This window comes from Halomicrobium katesii DSM 19301, from assembly GCF_000379085.1.
GTDB classification, from domain to species: Archaea; Halobacteriota; Halobacteria; order Halobacteriales; family Haloarculaceae; genus Halomicrobium; species Halomicrobium katesii.
Window position 1 is genome coordinate 2,859,234 of record NZ_KB905378.1, and the last position, 19,829, is coordinate 2,879,062.

The 19,829-nt window shown below is 62.9% G+C and carries 20 protein-coding genes and 3 pseudogenes; 13 read left to right on the top strand and 10 right to left on the bottom strand.

What is annotated here, in order from left to right:
* Positions 1 to 38: 38 nt before the first annotated feature.
* Together HALKA_RS0115020 and HALKA_RS0115025 are read left to right on the top strand one after the other, a co-directional pair.
* Positions 39 to 725 carry a PHP domain-containing protein gene (locus HALKA_RS0115020; protein ID WP_018258769.1) on the top strand — a complete coding sequence of 229 codons (687 nt, stop codon included), beginning with the start codon at positions 39 to 41 and terminating at the stop codon, positions 723 to 725.
* Positions 725 to 1,822 (top strand): asparagine synthase C-terminal domain-containing protein, encoded by a 1,098-nt coding sequence (locus tag HALKA_RS0115025; RefSeq protein ID WP_026190339.1) that lies wholly within the window; start codon positions 725 to 727, stop codon positions 1,820 to 1,822. Before HALKA_RS0115020 ends, HALKA_RS0115025 begins: the two co-directional genes overlap by 1 nt.
* A 2-nt stretch (positions 1,823 to 1,824) precedes the next feature.
* Here HALKA_RS0115025 and HALKA_RS0115030 read toward each other — a convergent pair whose 3' ends face one another.
* The gene (locus HALKA_RS0115030) at positions 1,825 to 2,163 is read right to left on the bottom strand and encodes a DUF5658 family protein (protein ID WP_018258771.1); all 339 of its coding nucleotides are present in this window, start codon (positions 2,161 to 2,163) and stop codon (positions 1,825 to 1,827) included.
* Between the two features lie 51 nt (positions 2,164 to 2,214).
* On the opposite strand from HALKA_RS0115030, the pseudogene HALKA_RS20455 reads away from it, so the two are divergent.
* The 5 genes and pseudogenes from HALKA_RS20455 to HALKA_RS0115050 form a co-directional block, all read left to right on the top strand.
* Positions 2,215 to 2,613 (top strand): annotated as a pseudogene (locus HALKA_RS20455) (RNA-guided endonuclease InsQ/TnpB family protein); the annotation flags it as partial.
* Positions 2,614 to 2,653: 40 nt separating this feature from the next.
* Entirely contained in the window at positions 2,654 to 2,812 is a 159-nt protein-coding gene (locus HALKA_RS21485) for a hypothetical protein (RefSeq protein WP_018258772.1), read from the top strand.
* 289 nt (positions 2,813 to 3,101) lie between these two features.
* Entirely contained in the window at positions 3,102 to 3,368 is a 267-nt protein-coding gene (locus tag HALKA_RS0115040; RefSeq protein ID WP_018258773.1) for a hypothetical protein, read from the top strand.
* Between the two features lie 222 nt (positions 3,369 to 3,590).
* Positions 3,591 to 4,133 (top strand): hypothetical protein, encoded by a 543-nt coding sequence (locus tag HALKA_RS0115045; RefSeq protein ID WP_245545403.1) that lies wholly within the window; start codon positions 3,591 to 3,593, stop codon positions 4,131 to 4,133.
* A 2-nt stretch (positions 4,134 to 4,135) separates the two neighbouring features.
* Entirely contained in the window at positions 4,136 to 6,205 is a 2,070-nt protein-coding gene (locus HALKA_RS0115050) for a coiled-coil domain-containing protein (RefSeq protein ID WP_018258775.1), read from the top strand.
* A gap of 201 nt (positions 6,206 to 6,406) precedes the next feature.
* Here HALKA_RS0115050 and HALKA_RS0115055 read toward each other — a convergent pair whose 3' ends face one another.
* Positions 6,407 to 7,126, bottom strand: coding sequence for a PP2C family protein-serine/threonine phosphatase (locus tag HALKA_RS0115055; protein WP_018258776.1), 720 nt, complete (start codon positions 7,124 to 7,126; stop codon positions 6,407 to 6,409).
* Positions 7,127 to 7,287: 161 nt separating this feature from the next.
* Between HALKA_RS0115055 and HALKA_RS21975 the strand changes: the two are divergent.
* Positions 7,288 to 7,506: pseudogene (locus HALKA_RS21975) on the top strand (glutaredoxin family protein); the annotation flags it as partial.
* A gap of 11 nt (positions 7,507 to 7,517) precedes the next feature.
* Here the strand turns inward: HALKA_RS21975 and HALKA_RS22390 are convergent.
* Positions 7,518 to 8,582, bottom strand: a pseudogene (locus HALKA_RS22390) (DUF2249 domain-containing protein).
* A 305-nt stretch (positions 8,583 to 8,887) separates the two neighbouring features.
* Here HALKA_RS22390 and HALKA_RS19640 point away from each other — a divergent pair.
* The gene (locus HALKA_RS19640; RefSeq protein ID WP_155119420.1) at positions 8,888 to 9,724 is read left to right on the top strand and encodes a hypothetical protein; all 837 of its coding nucleotides are present in this window, start codon (positions 8,888 to 8,890) and stop codon (positions 9,722 to 9,724) included.
* Positions 9,725 to 9,819: 95 nt separating this feature from the next.
* Here the strand turns inward: HALKA_RS19640 and HALKA_RS19645 are convergent, their stop codons facing one another.
* On the bottom strand, positions 9,820 to 10,191 hold the full coding sequence (locus tag HALKA_RS19645) for a hypothetical protein (protein ID WP_211206028.1): 372 nt from the start codon (positions 10,189 to 10,191) through the stop codon (positions 9,820 to 9,822).
* Positions 10,192 to 10,312: 121 nt separating this feature from the next.
* Between HALKA_RS19645 and HALKA_RS0115075 the strand changes: the two genes are divergently transcribed.
* Entirely contained in the window at positions 10,313 to 10,552 is a 240-nt protein-coding gene (locus HALKA_RS0115075) for a hypothetical protein (protein ID WP_026190341.1), read from the top strand.
* A gap of 45 nt (positions 10,553 to 10,597) precedes the next feature.
* On the opposite strand, the gene HALKA_RS21990 is transcribed toward HALKA_RS0115075, so the two are convergent.
* The 6 genes from HALKA_RS21990 to HALKA_RS0115100 all read right to left on the bottom strand — a co-directional run bounded on the left by HALKA_RS21990 (position 10,598) and on the right by HALKA_RS0115100 (position 16,031).
* Positions 10,598 to 11,065: a helix-turn-helix domain-containing protein gene (locus tag HALKA_RS21990; RefSeq protein WP_245545404.1), complete on the bottom strand. Its 468-nt coding sequence runs from the start codon at positions 11,063 to 11,065 to the stop codon at positions 10,598 to 10,600.
* A gap of 70 nt (positions 11,066 to 11,135) precedes the next feature.
* Entirely contained in the window at positions 11,136 to 11,336 is a 201-nt protein-coding gene (locus HALKA_RS21995) for a hypothetical protein (protein ID WP_245545405.1), read from the bottom strand.
* A gap of 576 nt (positions 11,337 to 11,912) precedes the next feature.
* Positions 11,913 to 13,502: an oleate hydratase gene (locus HALKA_RS0115085; protein WP_018258782.1), complete on the bottom strand. Its 1,590-nt coding sequence runs from the start codon at positions 13,500 to 13,502 to the stop codon at positions 11,913 to 11,915.
* 475 nt (positions 13,503 to 13,977) lie between these two features.
* Complete coding sequence (locus HALKA_RS0115090) at positions 13,978 to 14,622, bottom strand: helix-turn-helix domain-containing protein (protein ID WP_018258783.1); 645 nt, start codon at positions 14,620 to 14,622, stop codon at positions 13,978 to 13,980.
* Positions 14,623 to 14,652: 30 nt separating this feature from the next.
* Positions 14,653 to 15,087 carry a hypothetical protein gene (locus HALKA_RS0115095; protein WP_018258784.1) on the bottom strand — a complete coding sequence of 145 codons (435 nt, stop codon included), beginning with the start codon at positions 15,085 to 15,087 and terminating at the stop codon, positions 14,653 to 14,655.
* Positions 15,088 to 15,200: 113 nt separating this feature from the next.
* A complete protein-coding gene (locus HALKA_RS0115100; protein ID WP_018258785.1) occupies positions 15,201 to 16,031 on the bottom strand; it encodes an IS5 family transposase in 831 nt (276 codons plus the stop codon).
* A gap of 323 nt (positions 16,032 to 16,354) precedes the next feature.
* Between HALKA_RS0115100 and HALKA_RS0115105 the strand changes: the two genes are divergently transcribed.
* The 3 genes from HALKA_RS0115105 to HALKA_RS0115115 all read left to right on the top strand — a co-directional run bounded on the left by HALKA_RS0115105 (position 16,355) and on the right by HALKA_RS0115115 (position 19,827).
* Positions 16,355 to 16,957, top strand: a complete 603-nt coding sequence (locus tag HALKA_RS0115105) for a helix-turn-helix domain-containing protein (protein ID WP_245545406.1) — start codon at positions 16,355 to 16,357, stop codon at positions 16,955 to 16,957.
* 127 nt (positions 16,958 to 17,084) lie between these two features.
* On the top strand, positions 17,085 to 17,324 hold the full coding sequence (locus tag HALKA_RS0115110; protein ID WP_018258787.1) for a 4Fe-4S ferredoxin N-terminal domain-containing protein: 240 nt from the start codon (positions 17,085 to 17,087) through the stop codon (positions 17,322 to 17,324).
* Complete coding sequence (locus tag HALKA_RS0115115; protein WP_018258788.1) at positions 17,317 to 19,827, top strand: molybdopterin-dependent oxidoreductase; 2,511 nt, start codon at positions 17,317 to 17,319, stop codon at positions 19,825 to 19,827. Before HALKA_RS0115110 ends, HALKA_RS0115115 begins: the two co-directional genes overlap by 8 nt.
* The last annotated feature ends 2 nt before the right edge of the window (positions 19,828 to 19,829 follow it).

A 19,829-nucleotide genomic window follows, 5' to 3' on the forward strand; every position in this document is an offset into this window, starting at 1 on the left:
CCGAGGCGCTTTTGCCGACCGCTACAGTACGTTCGCCCGTGCTAACGGTCGAGCTCCACTCCCACTCTGCGCTGTCCTACGACGGCCGCGATCCGGTCGAGCTCCTGCTCGAACAGGCCGAGGCAGTCGGTCTGGACGCGCTGGCCGTCACCGACCACGACGAGATCGACGCGAGCCTCGAAGCCGCCCGGCTCGCGCCCGAGTACGGACTGGTCGGCATTCCGGGGGCGGAGATCTCCAGCCAGGCCGGCCACGTCCTGGGGCTGGGCATCGAGGAGCTCGTCCCGGCCGGGCTCTCCTTTTCCGAGACGCTCGACCGCATCCACGAGCAGGGCGGCGTCGCCGTCGTCCCCCATCCCTTCCAGGAGTCTCGCAGCGGCGTCCTGGACAGGATCTCGAAAGACGAGCTGACGGCGGCCGACGCCATCGAGGTGTACAACTCCCGGCTGCTGACCGGGCGCTCGAACCGACAGGCCCACCAGTTCGCCAGTCGCCGCGGGCTGCCGATGACCGCCGGCAGCGACGCCCATATCAGCGAGATGGTCGGGCAGGCGGTGACACACGTCGACACCGACGAGCGAAGCGTCGAGGCGATTCTCGACGCCATCCGGGCGGGACAGACGACGGTCGAGGGCAAGCGCACGCCTTGGCACATCAGCTTCCGCCAGGCCGCTGGCGGGGCCAAGCGCCGGGTGAAGAACCGCTTCTCGCAGTTGATCGAATGATCCGGGGTGCCGACGCGTCGCTCGTCCGACGAGCGATCCGGGACCGGGACCCACTGCCGGGAACACGGGGGTTCGCCGGACGAGTGTCCGTCGAGGGCCGACCCACGCTCGTCAGAGACCTGCTCGGCCGAGTCCCGCTGTTCGCCGAGCGTGGGGCCGCCGATCCGACCGCCGACGGCGCGTGGGCGTTCGACCCGACGGCGCTCGACGACCCGGTGTCGGTGCCCGCGGGCCACTGTCGGACGGCCGACGAGGACGACGCTCGCTGGACGCTCCCCGAGGGCGACCGGAGCGACGACGACACCGCGGTCGCTGCCGTCCGGCGGGCGATTCGGACCGCGACCGACGCCGTCGACACGGCGTCGACCGCCGTCGCCTTCTCGGGCGGCGTCGACTCCGCGCTCCTGGCCGCACGACTCGACGCGCCGCTGTACGTCGCCGGCTTCGAGGGAAGCCACGACATCGAAGCGGCCCGCTCGGCCGCGGCGCTGCTGGATCGTGAGCTAACCGTCGTCGAATTCGATCACGCCGACCTCGAACGCGCCGTGCCCCGGATCGCTCGCGCGACCGGGCGGACCAACGCGATGGACGTACAGATCGCGCTCCCGCTTTTCCTGACCGCCGAGCGCGTCGCCGCCGACGGCTACGACCGTCTCGTCGTCGGCCAGGGTGCGGACGAGCTGTTCGGTGGCTACGCGAAGGTGGCAAACGCCCCGGACGATCACCGCATCGAGGCGGACACGGTCCGTGGCGCACAGCGGGAAGTGATCGCCACGCTGCCCGAGCAACTGGAGCGGGACGTGCTCGCACTGCGAGGGGCGGGCGTCGATCCGGTCGCACCGCTGCTTTCCGACGGCGTCGTCGAGATGGCGCTGGGACTGGTCGGCGACCAGCTCGTCCGCGGGGAGGACGACCGCAAGTGGGCGCTGCGCCGAGCCGCCAGCGAGTGGCTCCCCGACGAGATCGCGCGGCGGGACAAGAAAGCCGTCCAGTACGGCACGTACGCCGCCCGCGAACTCGACCGACTCGCACGTCGAGACGGCTTCAAGCGCCGGATGGACGACCACGTCACGAAGTACGTCGAGTCGCTGCTGTAGCGTCACGCACCCAGCAACGTCACGACGTTGACGACGACCGTCGCCACGGTGACCGCGGCGAACAGACCGAGAAAGATCGCCGCGTCGCGATCCGAGAGCAGCGCCCAGCCACCGACGAGCCACACCATCGCCGCGAACTTTACGAGCCACAGGCCCGGCAGTCCGAGTAGTTCGATCGCGGCCGCGACGACGGCGTTGCCCTCTCGTAGTCCTCGCTCTAGACCGACCATCGTCGTGAGGACATCAAGGACGGTTGCGACGAGAATCGCACTCCAGAGGGCCGCGTGGGTCCCTGTCATCTCACGCTCGCGGCGGACGGGCAGCAGTGACTCCTCGCTCACGCTCTCGCAAACGGGCTCGGCGGTCAAAAGTCACCCAGCAACTCAGTTTGGCGTGGTTTAGTCGAACTTCCCGGCAACTCCCGCAACCGAGCGTCGGCGGCATGGGGAACGTTCAAGCGGATGTTGGAATACAAGTGCGAACGCGAAGGCACGCATTTTGTCGCTGTTGACCCGAAAGACACGACGAAAGAGTGTGCGTCCTGTGGCGTGAAGACGGACAAGCCGTTGTGGGTTCGGGAACACTCCTGTCCGGCGTGTGGGTTTGAGACAGATAGAGACTCGAACGCGGCGATCAATATCCTCTCTCGCGGTCTGAGCCAGCTAGGAGTGGGACACTCCGAAGGAACGCCTGTGGAGACTGCGCTCACTGTGGATACACTTGTATCTGCAAAGCGCGTCTTAGAAGCAGGAAGCCCCACCCTCAAGGAGCCAGCGGTAGCTGGCGAGTAGGGTGGGGTAGTTCACATGGGAGTCACTACAACCGGGAGCCATGTTCCGGCAGGAACTCGGCGAGTGGATCGAGATCGAGTTCGGCGCGCGTGACGAGCGGCTGCTGGACGCCGAGCTGGAGGCGAAGCGCCTCGAACTGTTCGAACGCGAGCAGGCGATCGAGTACGAACTCGTCGGCGAGGAGATGGCCGAGCTATAGTAGCCATTGAAAATCAATGCACACCCGATCGCACGATAGCAGTGCGATCGGTGTGTAAATCGTTTCAATTGTTACTATAGAGGAACGGTTCGAGGAGACGCTTCGGGCGGGTGCCGACGCCGACGGCCACGAGCGGGAACGACACGAGGAGAGAGCCACACGGCTCAAGCAGAACTACGAGCAGCGAGCGGAAAGGCGCGACAGGCACGGGCGGCGACTCACCGCGACGCAGGTCGTCCGCGCGCTCCGTGCGGTCGAGGGCGAAGCGCCCCAGGCCGTACAGCGGCGAGTGAACCGGGCACAGGCGAACTGCGGCGTCGAGTTGCGCCGGGCCGACGAGTATCTCGCCGCCGTCGCAGACGCACTGGAGATCGACGATCGGTACCTCCCCGACTGGTCGCTCGACCCGGAGCCGATGCCGGGGCCGTTCGACGGGGACGACGGTCCGGCGTTCGATCCCGAACCGCTCGAACAGGCCGACGGCGAACCGACGCTCGATTTCGAAGCGGCCGACGACGAGTGGACGCTGGACGACGTGATCGACCTTGGCGAGTGACGCGACGCCCTCCGAGCGCCACCGCGAAACAGTGGTGAGCGCGACGGAGTCGGAACCGAAGCGTCGCGTCCGGACCATCGGTTCCGACGGACAGTTGTGTCCAATATGGAGAAATTGTTTATAGTTGGAGGTGGAACGTTGTGCCAGAGAGATGAGAGACGCGACGAAGGGGTGTGCGAGTCGGTCGACGCCGGTCGGCGTCGCGACGGAGCACCCAGACCAGTGGAGGGCAGCACCGAGATGAGCGAGGACGGTGCGTACCTCGTCGTCGTCGACTACGAAGACGAGCGCGAGCGAAAGCGCGCGGAGTACCTGCTCGACAACTGGGAGGACGGGACGATCGAGTCCCTCGACGGCATGTCCCGCGTCGTGCGAGACGTCGACATCGACGAGCTGTACGACCAGCTGGCGGCGAAGGTGCCAGAAGAGGAGCTGTCGGCGTACGAACTGAACCGCGTCGACACCGAGGCGACGCAGGTCCAGGCGACGATCGACGAGACGTTCGACGGCGTCGAGGCCGAACGCGTCGAGTGGGCGATGGAATCGATCATGAAAAAGCGAAAGGCCGTCGACCAGGGGTCGACGACCGACGGCGAGAGTCTCTGGGCCGTCTACACGAAGAAGGGACGAGCCGAGATCCAGTACGACATCCGAGAGCGAGAACAGAACACCGTCCGACTCCACGTCGTCATCGACGGTTTCGGAGAGGCACCGGAGTTTCTCCGTGAATTTATCGAAGAGGAGATCGGGTACATGATTGCCTAACAATGGGAACGATCAAAGACAAGCGCGACGAGCTGACGTATCCGGCCCACCAGGTCTTGCAGAAGGACCTGGTCGAACTAGCGAACTACTCGGCACAGCGCCGACGAGACCTGTACAACCAACTCGAACAGAACAAAGAGGAGTACGAGTGGGACTTCTACCCCGAACACCGGGAGTCGATCCCCGAAGCCACCAAAGAGAACGAGCTGGCCTCCTTCGAGGCCGCGAAGCTGCTCCTGGCGACGGCGATCGAAGAGGCAGGCGAGAGCGAGCCCGAGTCGAAGGGGTTCGTCGACCAGTTCGAGGCGGGCGAACGGGAGTTCGTCAGGCAGTTCGACGACTTCCGCCGGAAGTTCAAGCAGATCGACGAGGAGAACCTGGAGACCAACATCAAGAACAAGGACGGGAAGGTCCACCAGTTCGTCACCGAGGAGCTCGAAGCGCAAGCCGACCTCCGGGAGTCGCTGCTCGACACGTCGTCCAACGAGATCCGCGGCGCGACGATCTCGTACTTCCAGCGGGAGTTCGAGGAGTTCTTCGAACTGGCCGACGAGGCCGTCTTCCTCTACATCAAACACCACGGGCTCCCGAACACCATCGAGGGTATCGTCAGTGCCGCGGAAGCGGCCCGGGACGCGAAGTCCGAGCGAGAGACCATCGAAGCGACGGTACGGGACGAGCTGGAGTCGCTCTCGGAGACGATCCACCACAGCCTCCGGGAGCAAGAGCGATCCCTGCGGACCGAGATGAGCCGACTCCAGTCGGAGATGGCGACCGGCGGCGTCGACACGGACGCCGTCGAAGGCGAGCTCGACGAGATCAAAGCCCAGATCGCGACCCTCTCGGAGCAACGCTCCGCGGACAGACGAGAGATCTCGGAGAAACTCGACACGATCTCGACGCTGGAAGGCGATCTCGAAGCCCAGATCGAACAGCTAGAGGCGGCCCGCGAGGAGACCCGCCAGGAGCTACAGGACGAGGCCGCGTCGAAAGCCGCGTCGCTGCTCGAAGACGAACTCGACCGCCTCTCTGAGCGGAAAGGCGATCTCAGCGCCGAGATCCAGCGGTTACGGAACGAACGCGAGCGCCTGGAGACGACGGGAGATCGACTGGACCGGGAGTTCGGCGACCTCGAAGAGCGGGTCGCGACGGCCGAACAGCGGGTCGACCGAGTCGACGAGCTGGACGAGCGCGTCGGTGAGATCGCCGATTCCGTCCGAGGCCAGCGCGAGGAGCCCGACGGGAAGGCGATCCGCGCGCAAGTGGCGCGGCTGTACGAGATGGACTACGTCACGCGGTTCGAGACCTCCGTCGAGGAGGCGACCCACCTGACGCTCCCCGGTGGCGATCGCTTCGAGATCCCGGAGGGGTTCTGGGAGGATCGACGCCGACACTTCACCGGGGACCACCGATCGATCGTCGCAGACGTACTGGACGACGAGACCACGGTCGACCGCTACCCGGTCGGACGCTTCTCGACCTACCGCGTGCGGACGAACAAGTTCGTCGCGTTCTCGGAGACGAAACTGGTCGTCGAGGCCGTCGTCGCCGCCAACCTCGAAGCCTTCGCCGCGAACGGCTTCGACGCGCGGCCCGCGGGCATCGACGACCTCATCGATGTCGTCAACGAGACGGTCGCCCGGGCCGAGTCGAACGACACGACCCACCTGATCGGCATCGCCTCACCCACCGGCTGGACCGACGACGTGGAAGCGTTCGTCCAGAACGAGGACGCCGCGCGGTCCCGGTTCGACCAGCAGGTGAGCGTCTGTCTGGTCGACATCCAGTCCAACGAGCTGATTTACGACCGGAACGACCGCCTCGTCTCCGAGAACGTCGATCTGTTCACGCGAGCGGTGGACAGCGAGCGCGTCGCCGACTGCATCGAAGTCCTGCGCGACGACTACGTCGACGACCCGATGACCGAAGTCGTTCAGCACCACGCGGTCGTCGACGAACACGACCTCGGCCCACACATCGTGCGGGCCGCCTTCGAACGACTGGCCGACGACGGCTACGGGACGACCGGCTACCCCGCCGCCGCGGACGGGCTCTGTTTCGTCGTCGACTGAGACGGCTGAGTGGAGCGATTGACCGGTGTCGTCGACCCCGTGGCGACGATCGCCGGTACGCAACGACGATACACCGTCTGAGATGGCGCTGTGAGTGATACGGGCCATTGGCCACTCCGGGGCGGCAAACTGTCCGACAGACGCGGCCGGCGGGCGAGAGCTGTCCCCGAAGCGGCGACGAAGCGGACACCGCGGTGTGGCCTACGCCGTTTCGGTCCGGCAGAGACCGACAGTGACGTTGTCCGGTCCGCCTCGATCGTTGGCGTCCCGGATCAGATCCGTCCCCGCGGCTTCGAGCGACGTGGCGTCGAGACAGGTCGCCTCGATCGTGTCCTCCGGAACGGGGTCGGTGAGCCCGTCCGTACAGAGCAGGAGCCACCCCTCCGAGAGCGACTGCGTGTACAGGTCGACGTCGAGGTCGTCGGCGGTCCCGATCGCCTGGGATAGCACGTGACTCATCGGGTGGTTCGAGGCCTCTTCCGGCGTGATCTCGCCCGCCTCGACGAGTTCCTGGACCTGCGATTGGTCGGTGGTCACCTGCCGGAGTGCGTCGTCGACGTAGTAGGCGCGGCTGTCTCCGACGTTGGCGATCGTCGCGGTGTCGTCCGCGACGAGTGCGGCGACGAGCGTCGTCCCCGGCGTCTTGCGCTCGCCCGCCGCGAGATCGGTCACGGCGTCGTGTGCGGCCCGGAAGCCGCGTTCGAGCACGGCCTCCGGCCCGTCGTCCTCGGGCGTCTCCGAGGTGACCGCTTCGAACAGTCGCTCGACGGCCGTTGCACTCGCCTCGGCACCCTTCGGGTGGCCCCCCATGCCGTCGGCGACGACGACGAGTTCCCGCCCGTCGTCGAGCGACGCACAGCGGGACGCATCCTCGTTTTCGGAACGCTGCTGGCCGACGTTGCTGTGGCAGTACGAGATCATAGTTGATCTGCGACGAACAGGTCGTGACCGATCGGTTATCACGCGTCCCAGATAACTGTACTGCCGGGTGAGGGGGCGACAGTTCGCTGGCTCTCGGTGACGCGCGTCCGGTGGCCGGACCATCGCATCGATTTTCACCCCGCTGGACTAACACCGAGACGATGGCGGACACGACAGTGACAGTGTACACCCGGGAGGAGTGTCACCGCTGTGACGACGCGCTCCGGACGATACGGACGGTGGCCCAGTCGGTGGCTCGGTCGGTCGACATCGAAGTCGTCGACGTCGACGAGGCGTCGCTGCGCGAGGAGTACGGCGACCGCGTCCCCTACGTGCTCGTCGACGGCCGGCCGGCGTTCAAGTTCCGCGTCGACGAGCGCGTCGGCGACCGTCAGAACGGCGCGTTCGACGCGTCGCCGGCCGCTTCTTTCCCGCTGGACGGTTCGCTGCCGGCCACTCTCGTCTTCCCGATCAGCACTCTGAATTCCTCGGGCTCTTTCTGTCGGTACTCCCAGCGGAACTCCGGCCCCGTCTCGGCCTCGAACTGGTGGTACAGCGGTTTGGGGTCGTGGTCGTTGACCAGCACGAACCCCGTTCCCTCCGTCAGGTCGTCGTACGCGGCGAAGATACGCTCGTGGCGCTGGGCCGGCGGCAGATCGCGCACGTCCAGCTCTTCGAGGATCTCGACCGCCTCGTCGTCGGCCTCCGCCTCGTTCGTGTCCCCGGAACCGTCGGCGTCGCCGCCGGCCTCTTTCGTGATTTGGACGCGACAGCGACCGGGCTCGCTCTCGACGACCTCCCAGGAGAAGGCGTTTCCGTACCGTTCCCGGAACTCGCCGCGGAGCGGTCGCGGCTCGTGGGGAGCGATCAGTTCCACCGTCCCGCCCTCGGGGATCATCCCGTAGCGATGGTGGATCGTCGGATGGCGCTCTTCTTTGGGGATGTCACGAACGTCGTAGCGGGTGACGACGCCCTCGTCGTCGGCGTCGGACTCGCCGGTCTTGACGACCTCGACGCGCCAGCCGTCGTCGCCGCGGCTTCTGTACTCTCAGTCGACCACGTCGCCGTGCATCGACCTGAGCTCGTGATACAGCGGTTTGGGGTCGTGGTCGTTGTGCAGGACGAACCCCTCGTCGGCCCCCAGTTCGTCGAAGATCGCGAGCAGCGCCTCGTGACGGCGCTGGGGCTTCAGGTCGCGAACGTCGATCGTTCCCAGGTCGGCCGCCAGCGGATCGCGCTTGGCTACTGTGAGTTCCCGGGGCTCCGCGTCGGGATCCGCGTACGTCCACTCGATCTCCCGATCGCGTTCGATCTGGTAGCGGACCAGGTGGAGATCGAGGTCTCGATTCGCCACGACCTCGACGGTGTCCCCGGTCTCTATCTCCGACAGCGTGTCGAACAGCGTCCGGCAGTGCTCGTCTTCCGAGTGTTCTCGCAGGTCGAGTTCCGTTGCCATGTCTACGGTCCGTTTTCGCCCCGATCCCATTACCTCCGTGGCAAATCCTTTCGGGACCGTGATCGAGGACCCGACAGTCGAGAGCGACCCGCGGGCGGAGATATTCGGCCGAACACACTCGGCCGTCTCGCTCGAAGCTCGTCGACACGGAGACGGTGTCCGTCGGTCGGGAGTTCGACGCCGTCGGCCGCTCGGACGAAAGTCGGTACCGCGTGGCGAGTCCGTCACGCGGTCACGACACCGACGAGGGCAGTCGCGTGTGTAGACCACGGAACACGAGTCTGCCGGCCCGTAACACCCCACCAATGGACGAAGCAAACACAGTCGACGACGCAGTCCCCGTCGAGTGGCGGCAGGTCCCGCCAGACGGGGTGTCGCCCCCCGTCGTCCAGGAGCGCCCGTATCTGGAACTGAAACTCGAACATCCCGGGCTCGAACCGACCGAGACCGGTGACCGGTTCTTTCCGGACGCAGTGCCGTACGAACTCGACGGAACGTCGCGCGTCTTCTACTGGCGACCCGCGTTAGCGTCCTCGACTGCGGAGCCGCGAGACCGGGAACTGGCCTGTGGGACCACGCACGAACTCGTCGGGTTCGAGTCGTTGCCAGCAGAGGGGCCACCGCTCGTCACGGAAGGTGCGAGCGGGACGACGGTCGTCGTCGATGGCACCATCGGCGGGGACGTGACGACGAGCCACGTCGGAGCCTACGTACCGCCGGCCGTCTCGATCGAGCGACACGTCGAGTCGGCGGTCGAACTGAGGGTCGACGGGACCCGACACGATCTCTCGCCGGGGCAACGGCGTCGAATACGCCTCGGCGAGCAGCGCGTCGAGCCCGTCGGCACGGACGGTCGCCCGAAGACGATCGCTCCGGAACTCGTCGTCCGCTTCCCCGGCTGGCGCGAATCCACCACCCCGCACCGGGAGCGACGTACCGACTGTTCCCGGCTTTCGGTCTGGACCTCGAAGCGCTCCCGAATTCGCTCTCGGTCCCCACGACGACCGGCGAACTCGACGATCTGGCGCTCGCGGCGGCACTCGGCGTCGACCTATCACGGCGACCGTACCCCGAACGCGCCCTCTGGCAGGCGTTTGCCTACACCGCGTTCGATCCACACGCCGACGCGACGCCCGAGCTGACGCAGCTCGCGACCGGGCAGATCGTCCTCGAAACCGGCGAGTGAAGCCGCGGTATCGGCCACAGTCCCCACGTGAGGAGAGGGCCGTGAGAGGCCTCACACCGTCCGTCTGTACGTCGCCGCGACCATCGCAGTCAGGGTCGTCAGAACGAGGAGCTTGAAGCCCACGAGGTGGCCGAGGCGCGAACCCAGCACCGCTGACGGTGCGAGCCCGAGGAGGCGGTCGGTCTGATAGAGTCCGGTCAGGAACACCAGCGCGATCACGGCCGGCAGGTGGCGGCGGAACGCTCGCGCCTGTGACCGCAGCGCGTCATCGGCGTCGGGACGGGATCGCACCGTCGGGAGGACGACGAAGTTGTGCCAGCCGGCTCCACCGATCCAGAGGGAGAAGGCCGCGAGGTGTCCCGCCCTGATCGCCCAGTCATAGATCCGTCTGAAGCGTCGTCGAGGGCGTTCTTGAGGGATCACCCGAACAGTTCCGACCGATCGACGACTGACTTCGGTCGATCGCACGTCCGAACCAGTTCGGGGAAAGAGTCAGGTTCGATCCGTCGCCATGCGAAGACGCAATAATTTAGGTCAGCCTAAAATGATTCGAGAACATGTCACACACATCAGGACGGCGGTGGATCGGCGGTCGATTCCCACGCGGGTCGGGATCACGGTACTGGCACTCCTGTCGCTGCCGTTGCTTGGCACGGCGGTTCGAGCGGTCGGTCGGGCTCTCGAACTGGGGTGGCTGACGACCCCACTGCTGGTCGTCGCTCACGTCCCGGTCGTCGTCGCGCTGATCGCGCTCTGGTCGATCGGCTGTGACATCTGTCAGTGAGGTCGATACCCGGAGACCCGACGATTCAGCGCCGGCCGAGCGCGGTCAGCTGGACGACACCACGACTTCGGAAGGGACCTCGTCGTCCCGATGCTCTTTCAGCACCCGTCCTTCGGCGCGGTGAAGGATCTCGCTACAGGTCGACTTCGCGACGTCCAGTTCGTCGGCGAGGTCGACGAGCGTAGTACGTCGGGGCGTGTCGTAGTAGCCCCGTTCGATCGCCTCGTCGAGCACCCACTCCTGGCGTTCGGTCAAGAGCGAATCTGATTCGGGCTCCTGTTGGATGCGCTCGACGGTGTACCGGATACCGAAGTTGTCGAGCGTCTCGCCCAGTTCCGAGAGCGTCTCCTGTGGGAGCGTCGCTTCGAGCGTCATCCGTCCGTCCACGACCTCGAACGACATCTCCAGCGGTACCCCGGAGTCTTGCAGCGAGGTCAGCAACAGCGGGACCGTCGTCTCGACTTGCACGCGGATCGCCTCGGCCTCGGTGTCGAAGACCGTCAGGTCGGTCACGGCGTCGTACTCCCGGAACTCCGTACAGACCGTCTCATACGGTTTATTGTAGTTGCTTACCGGTGATCGTCTACTCCGTGGCGACGATCATCGGTAAATCGCTACAATAATCCGTATCAGAGTCGTCGCCGAGAATTTCGATTCTGGCGACGCCGCTCGCGGTGCTGGCCGTCGCCGCAAGCACGCGAAACCGCGTGTCGGGATACGCACGGGACAGTTCGCTGATCCAGACCGTCTCCGGAACCGTGATCGTGAGTTCTGCGTAGGGCATGGTGGAATCGAGGTGCTCACCGGCGTGTCCGAAAGGATCGCTCCGGTTCTGTGTACGGACATGTTTTAGGCGAGGCTAAAAATATGTTGGCGTGAACATCATCGGGTCTGCCTGAAGTACGCGCGATAGCCCGACCGTCGGCAGAACTACGCCATTTGAACCGACCGGTCGCGATCGTCTGATCGGAGGAATCCGACGACTGCGAGAGGATCGCGTCTCTCTGAAGGAGGAAACGAACCGGTGAGAGTAACCCGGCCGGCAATGGATTTGCGGATTGGAAGCACCAGACGTAGTATTTCTTTCGGAGCCACATGGATGCGAGCTACCCCGAGATCGTCGGTTTGGCCAGCGAAATGAATCTGGTTCGTGGCCTGTTGCAGTTGACTCGACTCGCTTTCCCAGCACCCTCGACGCCGTGACGGTCCTCCGAGCGAGTGTCGCGATGCAGAGACCTGGTCGTGGCCGTCGCCGTCTGCAATCTCGAACGGGCCATCAAGGAGTGATCGCTACGCCGTCTGTGGCGTCAACAGGGCCTCGTAGAATCTGGAATGCACTCATCCGTACCGCTGTCGATTCTCAGCGGTACGCGGCGCGAACAGTGTCCGCAAGCACACTGGGTTTCCGGTAGTGTTTGGTCACCGAGGGAACCTCGCGGTCGAGGTCGAGCATCTCGTAGACGGCAGTCATCGCCGACCGAACCGAATACTCGACAGTGAACACGACATCCCGCGGCTGTTCGGCGTACTGTCCGAGGAACGCCAGATTGTTCGACCCGTCCGGAACGACCTCCGGTCGGTCACCGGGTTCTCGGGGTTGGAAGTGCGCCGTGATGAACGGCATCATCGCCGGGATGCAGGTCACGTCGTCGAGTAGCTCCGGGAGCCAGTCCTCGCACTGCAGGTGGTAACACAGTTCCTGCAGGATCTCCCGGCCAGTACACTCGGACATCGGTTTCTCCACGTAGTTCCCCTCGCGGTCCGGGAACAGCGCGTAGCCCCAGAAGACCTTCACGTCGTCCGGCTGGTTCGCGAAGTGGGGCTGGGCGGCGACGACCGTCGACAACAGCCAGTTCGACCCGAGGTAGGTGACGAGCCCGTTGCCCGGTTCCTCGTTGGTGAACTCGACGATGTGGTCGAACAGCTCGGTGTTGTGCAGGGTAACGGTGAACGACTCCCATTTCGTCTCCGTGACGTTGTCCGCGAACACCGACGGATTGCCGAACTGTGGGTTGTCCTCGGCGATGGACTTCCACAGTTCCCACGACGCACCGGTCTCGTTCAGTTCAGGTACTTCGTCCATCCCGCCGATGGACGAGCCGTCGGTCATCGAACCGTTCGTTACGAACACGAGGTCGGACGGCTCGACGGGGACCGATTCGGTGCCGCTGTCGGTCTCACAGTATATTCGCTCGACGGTGCGCCCCGTCCGCGACGGGACGATGTCCATATCGGTCACTTCGTGTCCGTGCTCGAAGGAGACCCCTCTGTCTTCGAGCCAGCGCCGGAGCGGGAGAATCATCGAATCGTACTGGTTGTACTTCGTTCGATCGATGCCCTCCATGGTGTGCAGGCGCGGGAACTCGTGGAGGAACCGGTACATATATCGCCGGACTTCGGCGACGCTGTGCCACGGCTGGAACGCGAAGATGGTCGCCCAGACGTACCAGAAGTTCGTTTCGAGGAAGGACTCGTCGAACCACTCCTCGATGCGCGTATCACCGAGCCGCGGTTCGGGCGTGAGGAGGAGCCGAGCCATCGACTGCCGGTGCTGGCGCGTCAGTCCGTACTCGCCCGCGTCGATTCGTTCACCCTCGTGCATCAGTCGCGTTTTCGCGTACGAGGGGTTCGCGTCGTTGAACTCGTCCATCACAGCTTTGACCGAACGCGAATCGTCTTCGAGCGACGGGATAGACTCGAAGAGGTCCCACGTGCATTCGTACGTCGGGTAATTGAACATCCGGCCACCTCGAATGAGGTACGCCTCGTCCGGGTCGCCGGCTCCGTCCATCGCGCCACCGACGACATCCAGCTTTTCGTAGACGTGGATATTCTCGCCGGGCATATTGCCGTCCCGGACGAGAAAGGCTGCGCCAGCGAGGGAGGCGATACCGCCCCCGACGAAGTGTGCCTCGCGGTCAGTGACGTGTGGGTGCTGATTGTGGGTCATAGTGACTCACCGTCATGTAGTGGTACGCCAGTCACGGCCCTAACCGTTGCCAACATATGTACAGCAGTTTATCAGAGGGGGAGAGCTGTCGCCGGAACGGCCACGCTCTGGTTATAGTAACAATTGAAATGATCTACATACCTATCGCGCTTTTGTCGTGCGATCGAGTGTGCATTGATTTTCAATCAGCGTGTCATAGAATAGTCCGCATGGTTGTTTGTGTATTCGGAGTCAGCGACTCCGAGACCGTCATCTCCATTCTCACAGCAGTCGTGCGCTCCACACCGAATCACCGTTGATGCTGTCTAAATATCAGTATTCACAACGGAACGTTTTCTTTCTGACTGGTTCTATAGTCCGTGCACCGGGTGCACGAGCTTCTGAATCTGTTACGGCTTAAAAACAGTAATCAGGCCGACCAAAGTGTGGGGCGTATTCTATGACAGGCTCTTTCAATGGCTACTATAGCTCGCTGTCACTGTTCGGAGCTGGCGATCGTGTGGTCGATCAACCGATCCGTCCCACGACGGAGTCGCTCTGAGATCGCGGACGCGGTCGCGTCGAGTTCCGCTGCGAGTTCCGTCAGATCTGCTCCGCGGGGGACGGCGAAATACCCCAGCCGGTGGGCTGCCAGTAGCGCCTCTCGCTGTGGAGCAGTGAGCCCGTAATCGTCGCCGCCGTGTTCCGTCTCGCAGAGCCGGTGTGGACGGAACGTGACACTGCTGGACTGACAGGCGTCCCGGAACGCTTCGAAGTCTGCTCGGTCGGCGAATTGCGTGCTCACCTTCCACCCGTGTTCGGTCACGAGCGCACCTATCGGATACGTCTGCCGGTCGACAAGTTGGGTGTACATCTCGACGTAGTTCGTATCGAGGACGACACGATACCGAGACTCAACGATGGCCGAGTCTATGGCGACGAACTCCACGACTGACTCGTCACCGAGCAACGCCAATTCGAGCGTATCCGGATTGACACCCGTCGCGGAGAACACGAGCGCCGGTTCAGCAGTCATTCCGGAGACGACATTGTCGACGATCAGTTGGGTCTCCAGCTCGGCAGCGACCGCACACAGCGGCATATCTGCGGACTGCAACTCGAATTCACAGATGACGCTCATGTGTGCTACTCAGCCGACCAAAATAAAGGCCTACTGAGGATTCTCACTCGTCGAAACCGACCAGCGGCGTCTGAGTCGCTCGGCCAACACGTCGAATGAGCGTCGTAACGCGCGTCGACCTCGCTCATCGTTCATCCCGCCATCGGCGCGGACCTGCGGCGCAGCATCCGACTCGCCGCCACAGAGAGTCACCACGCGGTCGGCGTAAGCCTCAAACGCGTCGCAGTCCGCGTCGGTCTCTGGCTCCAGCTCGTCGATTCCACATCCGAACTCGCCGGCCACCCCGAGCGGGCGATCGACATCGACCGCGTCCACGGCTGGTTGGAGGACCGCGCGGACTCCGTCGAGACCCGCGAGATGCACGGTCAACGGCGGTACCACGTGCAGTCTCCGGACTCTGAGAGCACCGGTGTGATCGAGGTCGTCGATCCCGTAGAGAACCCGCGGTTCTACGCGAGCAGCCATCGCATCCGTGTGACACACGGCGGGGACTGGGTGCGCAACGAAACGTGCGTCGAGACGACTGCTGCAATGGGCTCTTTAGAGGGCTGTGTTGAATCACCATATGGCGTGGGAATTCACTGTTTCACGGCCCGCTTAATGTTGTAGACGACACACATTAGGGCAATTTCTCGGAACTCACGAAACCAGGACCGAGCTCGCACGGCAAAGCCGAGCGAGCGCTTGACCACCGAATTGACGGTTTCAGTCATTGAGCGCTGGTTGTAGCAGTCGTCGTCAATCCGAGCGTTGTGAGCGTGATCGTACGCAGCGAAGATGCGATTCTTGATTAGCGGGCGAATATCGAGTTCACGGAGTGCTTCTCTGAGCGCTTGCTTGTCGTATCCCTTGTCGGCGGCGAGACTCAGCAGATCGCCCGCGTTCCGGCGGGCGATCTGCGCACAGAGATCGGCATCACTTCCCTTGCGGTTGGTCGAGCAGTGCACATCAAGGATCGCTTGCGTGTCTGTATCGACGAGTTTCGTGACTTTCAGCTTCTGCACACGGTAACTCGTTCGCTGGCAGTAGTGACGACTCGCGGCAGATCGTTCGTAGAACGTGGCATCGATAGCGCCGTGTTTCGAGGGGTCGTGCAGCTGCGCCGACTGGCGCAGCAGCACTCGACACACGCTCATGCTCATATCATCGAATGCTTTACACAACGTTGATGGATGAGGGAGATCGTCCGCTTCAAGGCCGATCTCCCCGATTATTTGTGGCATCTCCTTCAGCAGGTCGATAGTCATCCGATAGGACGTGTCGAGGTAAACCCGGAGACAATGGAGAGAAACGAACGCATAGTCGGCGAATCCGCCGCCTCCTTCCGGAGCGGCGGATTCGTCTCCATCGCCCGTGACTCTTTTAGCGACCGGCACAACTTCCCCAATGAAGCGGGAGATTTGGGTCATGGACAACCGGAGTCTCCCGCTTCAACGCCTTTGATTTACTGACCTGTCCCGACGCTGTCTAGTGATTCAACACAGCCCTTTAGAGAGACACTGGCGGCCGTCACAGTTCCGAAAATTTGGAGCGCCGAGGTCGCGAGCTGCGATACCGACAGACTGAGGCAGTGTAGACACGTCAACGTTACCCGTTTGTTCTCAGTGAGTGAGAACCAGCCGGGTTCGTATACCGACGCTAGCTGTAGAGACTCTTATAGGATATGCAAGATACCACGACAAAACAGAAAGACGACGGCCGAGATCTGTATGTCGCTTTCGAAATCAAACCCGTGCTCGACAGCGACTGTCCACTCGACGAGTTCGAGGACGCCGACGGCGACGTCGTCGAGGTACGACAACAGCTGCTGCACGACCAGTGTCAGACCGAGATGACGATCCAGTCGGAGGAGGCTCCCGTATCTCCGGGTTGCGAGGAAGCAGATATCGTTCACTCGGTGAGTGAGGTCGATGGAGCCTGTTTCTGTGCTGTCTTCGGTGAGTTCGACTGTATTCCGGAGATCGTCGACGTCACCGAGGAGTCGGTCTGCGTCGAGACGTATCTCCCGGACAGGAACCAGCTCACCGAGTTAGTCGAGACGTTGAGAGATGTAACGCGTGAGTTGCATCTGCGACAGCTGAAACGAATCGACACGAGAACGGGCGAGACGGGGGAACAGACCATCACACTCGCTCTCGACGACGTTACAGAAAAACAGCGTGAAGCAGTTACGAGGGCCGTCGCCGCCGGGTACTACGCGACGCCACGCGAAACCTCGCTAGAAGAGCTAGCTGATGATCTCGACATCTCGAAGTCGGCGTGCTCACAGCGTTTGACCGCCGTAGAATCGACGCTTGCAGTCAACGCATTTGCGAACGCTACCACCAGCCGCTAACGGTGGACCCCAAAAAGAATGACGATCAATGTGCCGGCCGTTCGTAGCAGGCTTCCCCAGCCCCCACTTGAATCACTTCATAATTCACACGAAGAGATATCGACGAGAAGCGGCGACATTGAACTGTATGACAAAAGAATCGCGACCCGCCCACGAGCCGATACCAGAGTGGGACGAGGCTGCCGACGAGATCCTCGATGGGTGTGGATACGATCCGGATCTCGGGAAACGGATGGCCGAAGACGCCATCAAGATCACGAACGGTGAGCTAACCGAGCAGGAGTTCCACGAGAAGTACCACGAGGAGGTTAAAACGGAGTTCGGAACCGACGAACGACCCACCAAACCGGAGGGATTCGATGACTGACCAAGAGTTCACGGCGTCCCGCCGGGACGTTCTGAAGAGCGGTGTCGTCGCCGCAGTCGGACTCGGCGGCGCTGACAGCGTTCTCTCGACGCTCCAGCCCGCCGACGACTCGGGAAAAAGTGTTAATCAGGTTACTAGCTTCCTCGGAGAAGATCAAGTCGTGAAGACCGCCTGTTCGCCGAACTGCCGCGGGAAGTGTCCGCTGGACGTTTACATTCGGGACGGGCAGGTGAAGAAAGTCGAGCAGCAGGTGCCCGCTGCAACTGAGTTCAAGCGTGGCTGTACGCTGGGCATTTCACACTTACAGCGCGTGTACAACGCGAAGCGGTTGAAGTACCCAATGAAACGCGCTAGCTGGTCGCCAGATACCCCCCAGCCCGACAAGCGTGGTGAAGACGCAGACTTCAAGCGAATCAGTTGGGACGACGCACTTGACCTAGTGGCTGAACAGATACGGACCACCAAGGACGAACACGGGATGGAAGGCATTTTTTGGCACGCCGGATCGGGTGACGGTGGGACGACTGGCTTCGGTCGCCTGAAACAACTGGTCGGTGGCATTCAGGACAGCTTCGTCTTCGGGATCGACACTAACGTCGGCCAGGGCTTCAACCGAGTTACCGGCGAAGGTGGCGTCTTCATGCCTCCGACGAATACCGCTGAAGACTGGGTCAACGCGAGGACGATCATCATCTGGGGGTCGGACATCTTCGCGAGTCAGTTCCAGATGGACGCCGAGTGGATCCTCGAAGCCAAGCGCAACGGCGCGAAGCTTGTCGTCGTCGACCCCATGTACACGAACACGGCGGAGAAATCGGACCTCTGGTTACCGATCCGCCCGGGAAAAGACACGCACCTCGCTCTCTCGATGATGCACTACATCTTCGAGAACGAGGTTTACGACGAGTCCTTCCTCCGGCAGCGGACGAACGCACCAGCACTCGTCCGCACTGACGACGGAACACTCCTTGACCCAAGCCGGGTCGTCGACGATCCTGCCGATGATGCAGTCGTCGTGATGAACAAGGAAACTGGCGAGCCAGAGGTTGTCGGCGCTGAAACTGGTGGTCCGTTCGCGCTCACGGGCGAATGGTCCATCGATGGGACGACTGTCCAACCCGGACTGGTGGCACTCCGTGAGCAAGCTGCGAACTATCCCCCGGAGAAGGTGGCCGATATCGCGGGACTGACGACTGAAAACATCGAAACGGCAGCCGACTGGTTAGCTACTCGTGGCGCAGGCGGTATTATGCCGAGTTACGGTGTTGGCCGATACCTGTACGGACACGTGTTTGGGCAGGCCTACGCGACGCTACTGGCACTGACCGGCGACTACGGCCGTCACGGAAACATCCACGCACAGCACCCGTCGTACAACGGCTCTTACCTTCAGAAAGGCGATTGGGGAAGTCCAGACGATGCGGTCGGTGTCGAAACGTATGGGTACCAACGCGTCCTCGATCTGCTTGAGGACGGCGGCCCCGCCCAACCCAGGTTCCTCTACGGAATGAACTCGAATATGCTCGGGAACCAGTTCCCGGATAGGGACCGCTGGCTGAACGCGATGGAGAATCTCGACACCATCGTGTGGGCGGACATGTACCACACGCCGACGACTCAGCAAGCGGATATTATCCTGCCGGCCGCTCACTGGTTCGAAACTGAAGACTTGCTCACGACGTACACCCACCCCAACCTCAGTTATCGGCAGCAGGCCCACGAGCCACTTTGGGAGGCCCGTGACGACTACTACATCATAGCTGGGTTAGCCGAGCGACTCGGCCACGGAGACAAATTCCCCGACGACAAACACGAAGTACTCGACCAGTTCGTACAAAACGACGACCGGCTCTCCTGGGAACAACTTCGAGAGACCGGAACGGTCGCCACTGACGAAACTCCGGATGTCGCGTACACTGACGAGTTTGGGACGAAATCCGGTCGGATCACGGTGTACGACGACGACGCGCCAACTGAGAAGGGACCGGGACTGCCCGATGAGGGAGTCGCGCTCGAAGTTCCGGAGCCATTAGAAGCCAGAACAGACGACGACTGGGAGAAACAAGATGAGTACCCACTGGTGTTCATGCAAAAGCACTCGAAGTGGCGGATTCACTCCCAGTGGGCCAATGTCCCATGGCTCAGAGAGGTCAACCGGGAGCCACAGCTGGACATTCATCCGAAAGATGCCGAGCGGAGAGGAATTTCGGATGGAGACTACGTGCGCGTCCACAACGACCGTGGCTCGGTGGTTGTCCGCGCGAAGTACAACAAGGGGATTCGTCCGGGACTTGTGAACACGGACCAGGGATGGTGGGCCGAGGACTTCGTTGAAGGGCACTACCAGGACCCGATCTCCGCGGAGACTGCAAAAGTTGGACGCACGTTCGCCTTCTACGATTGCAGAGTAGAAGTCGAACCCGCAGCTGATGAGTACCAGTCCAACCAGTACACGCAGGACAATCCACACGGTACGGCTGGCAGCTCGGCCGGAGGTGATTAAAA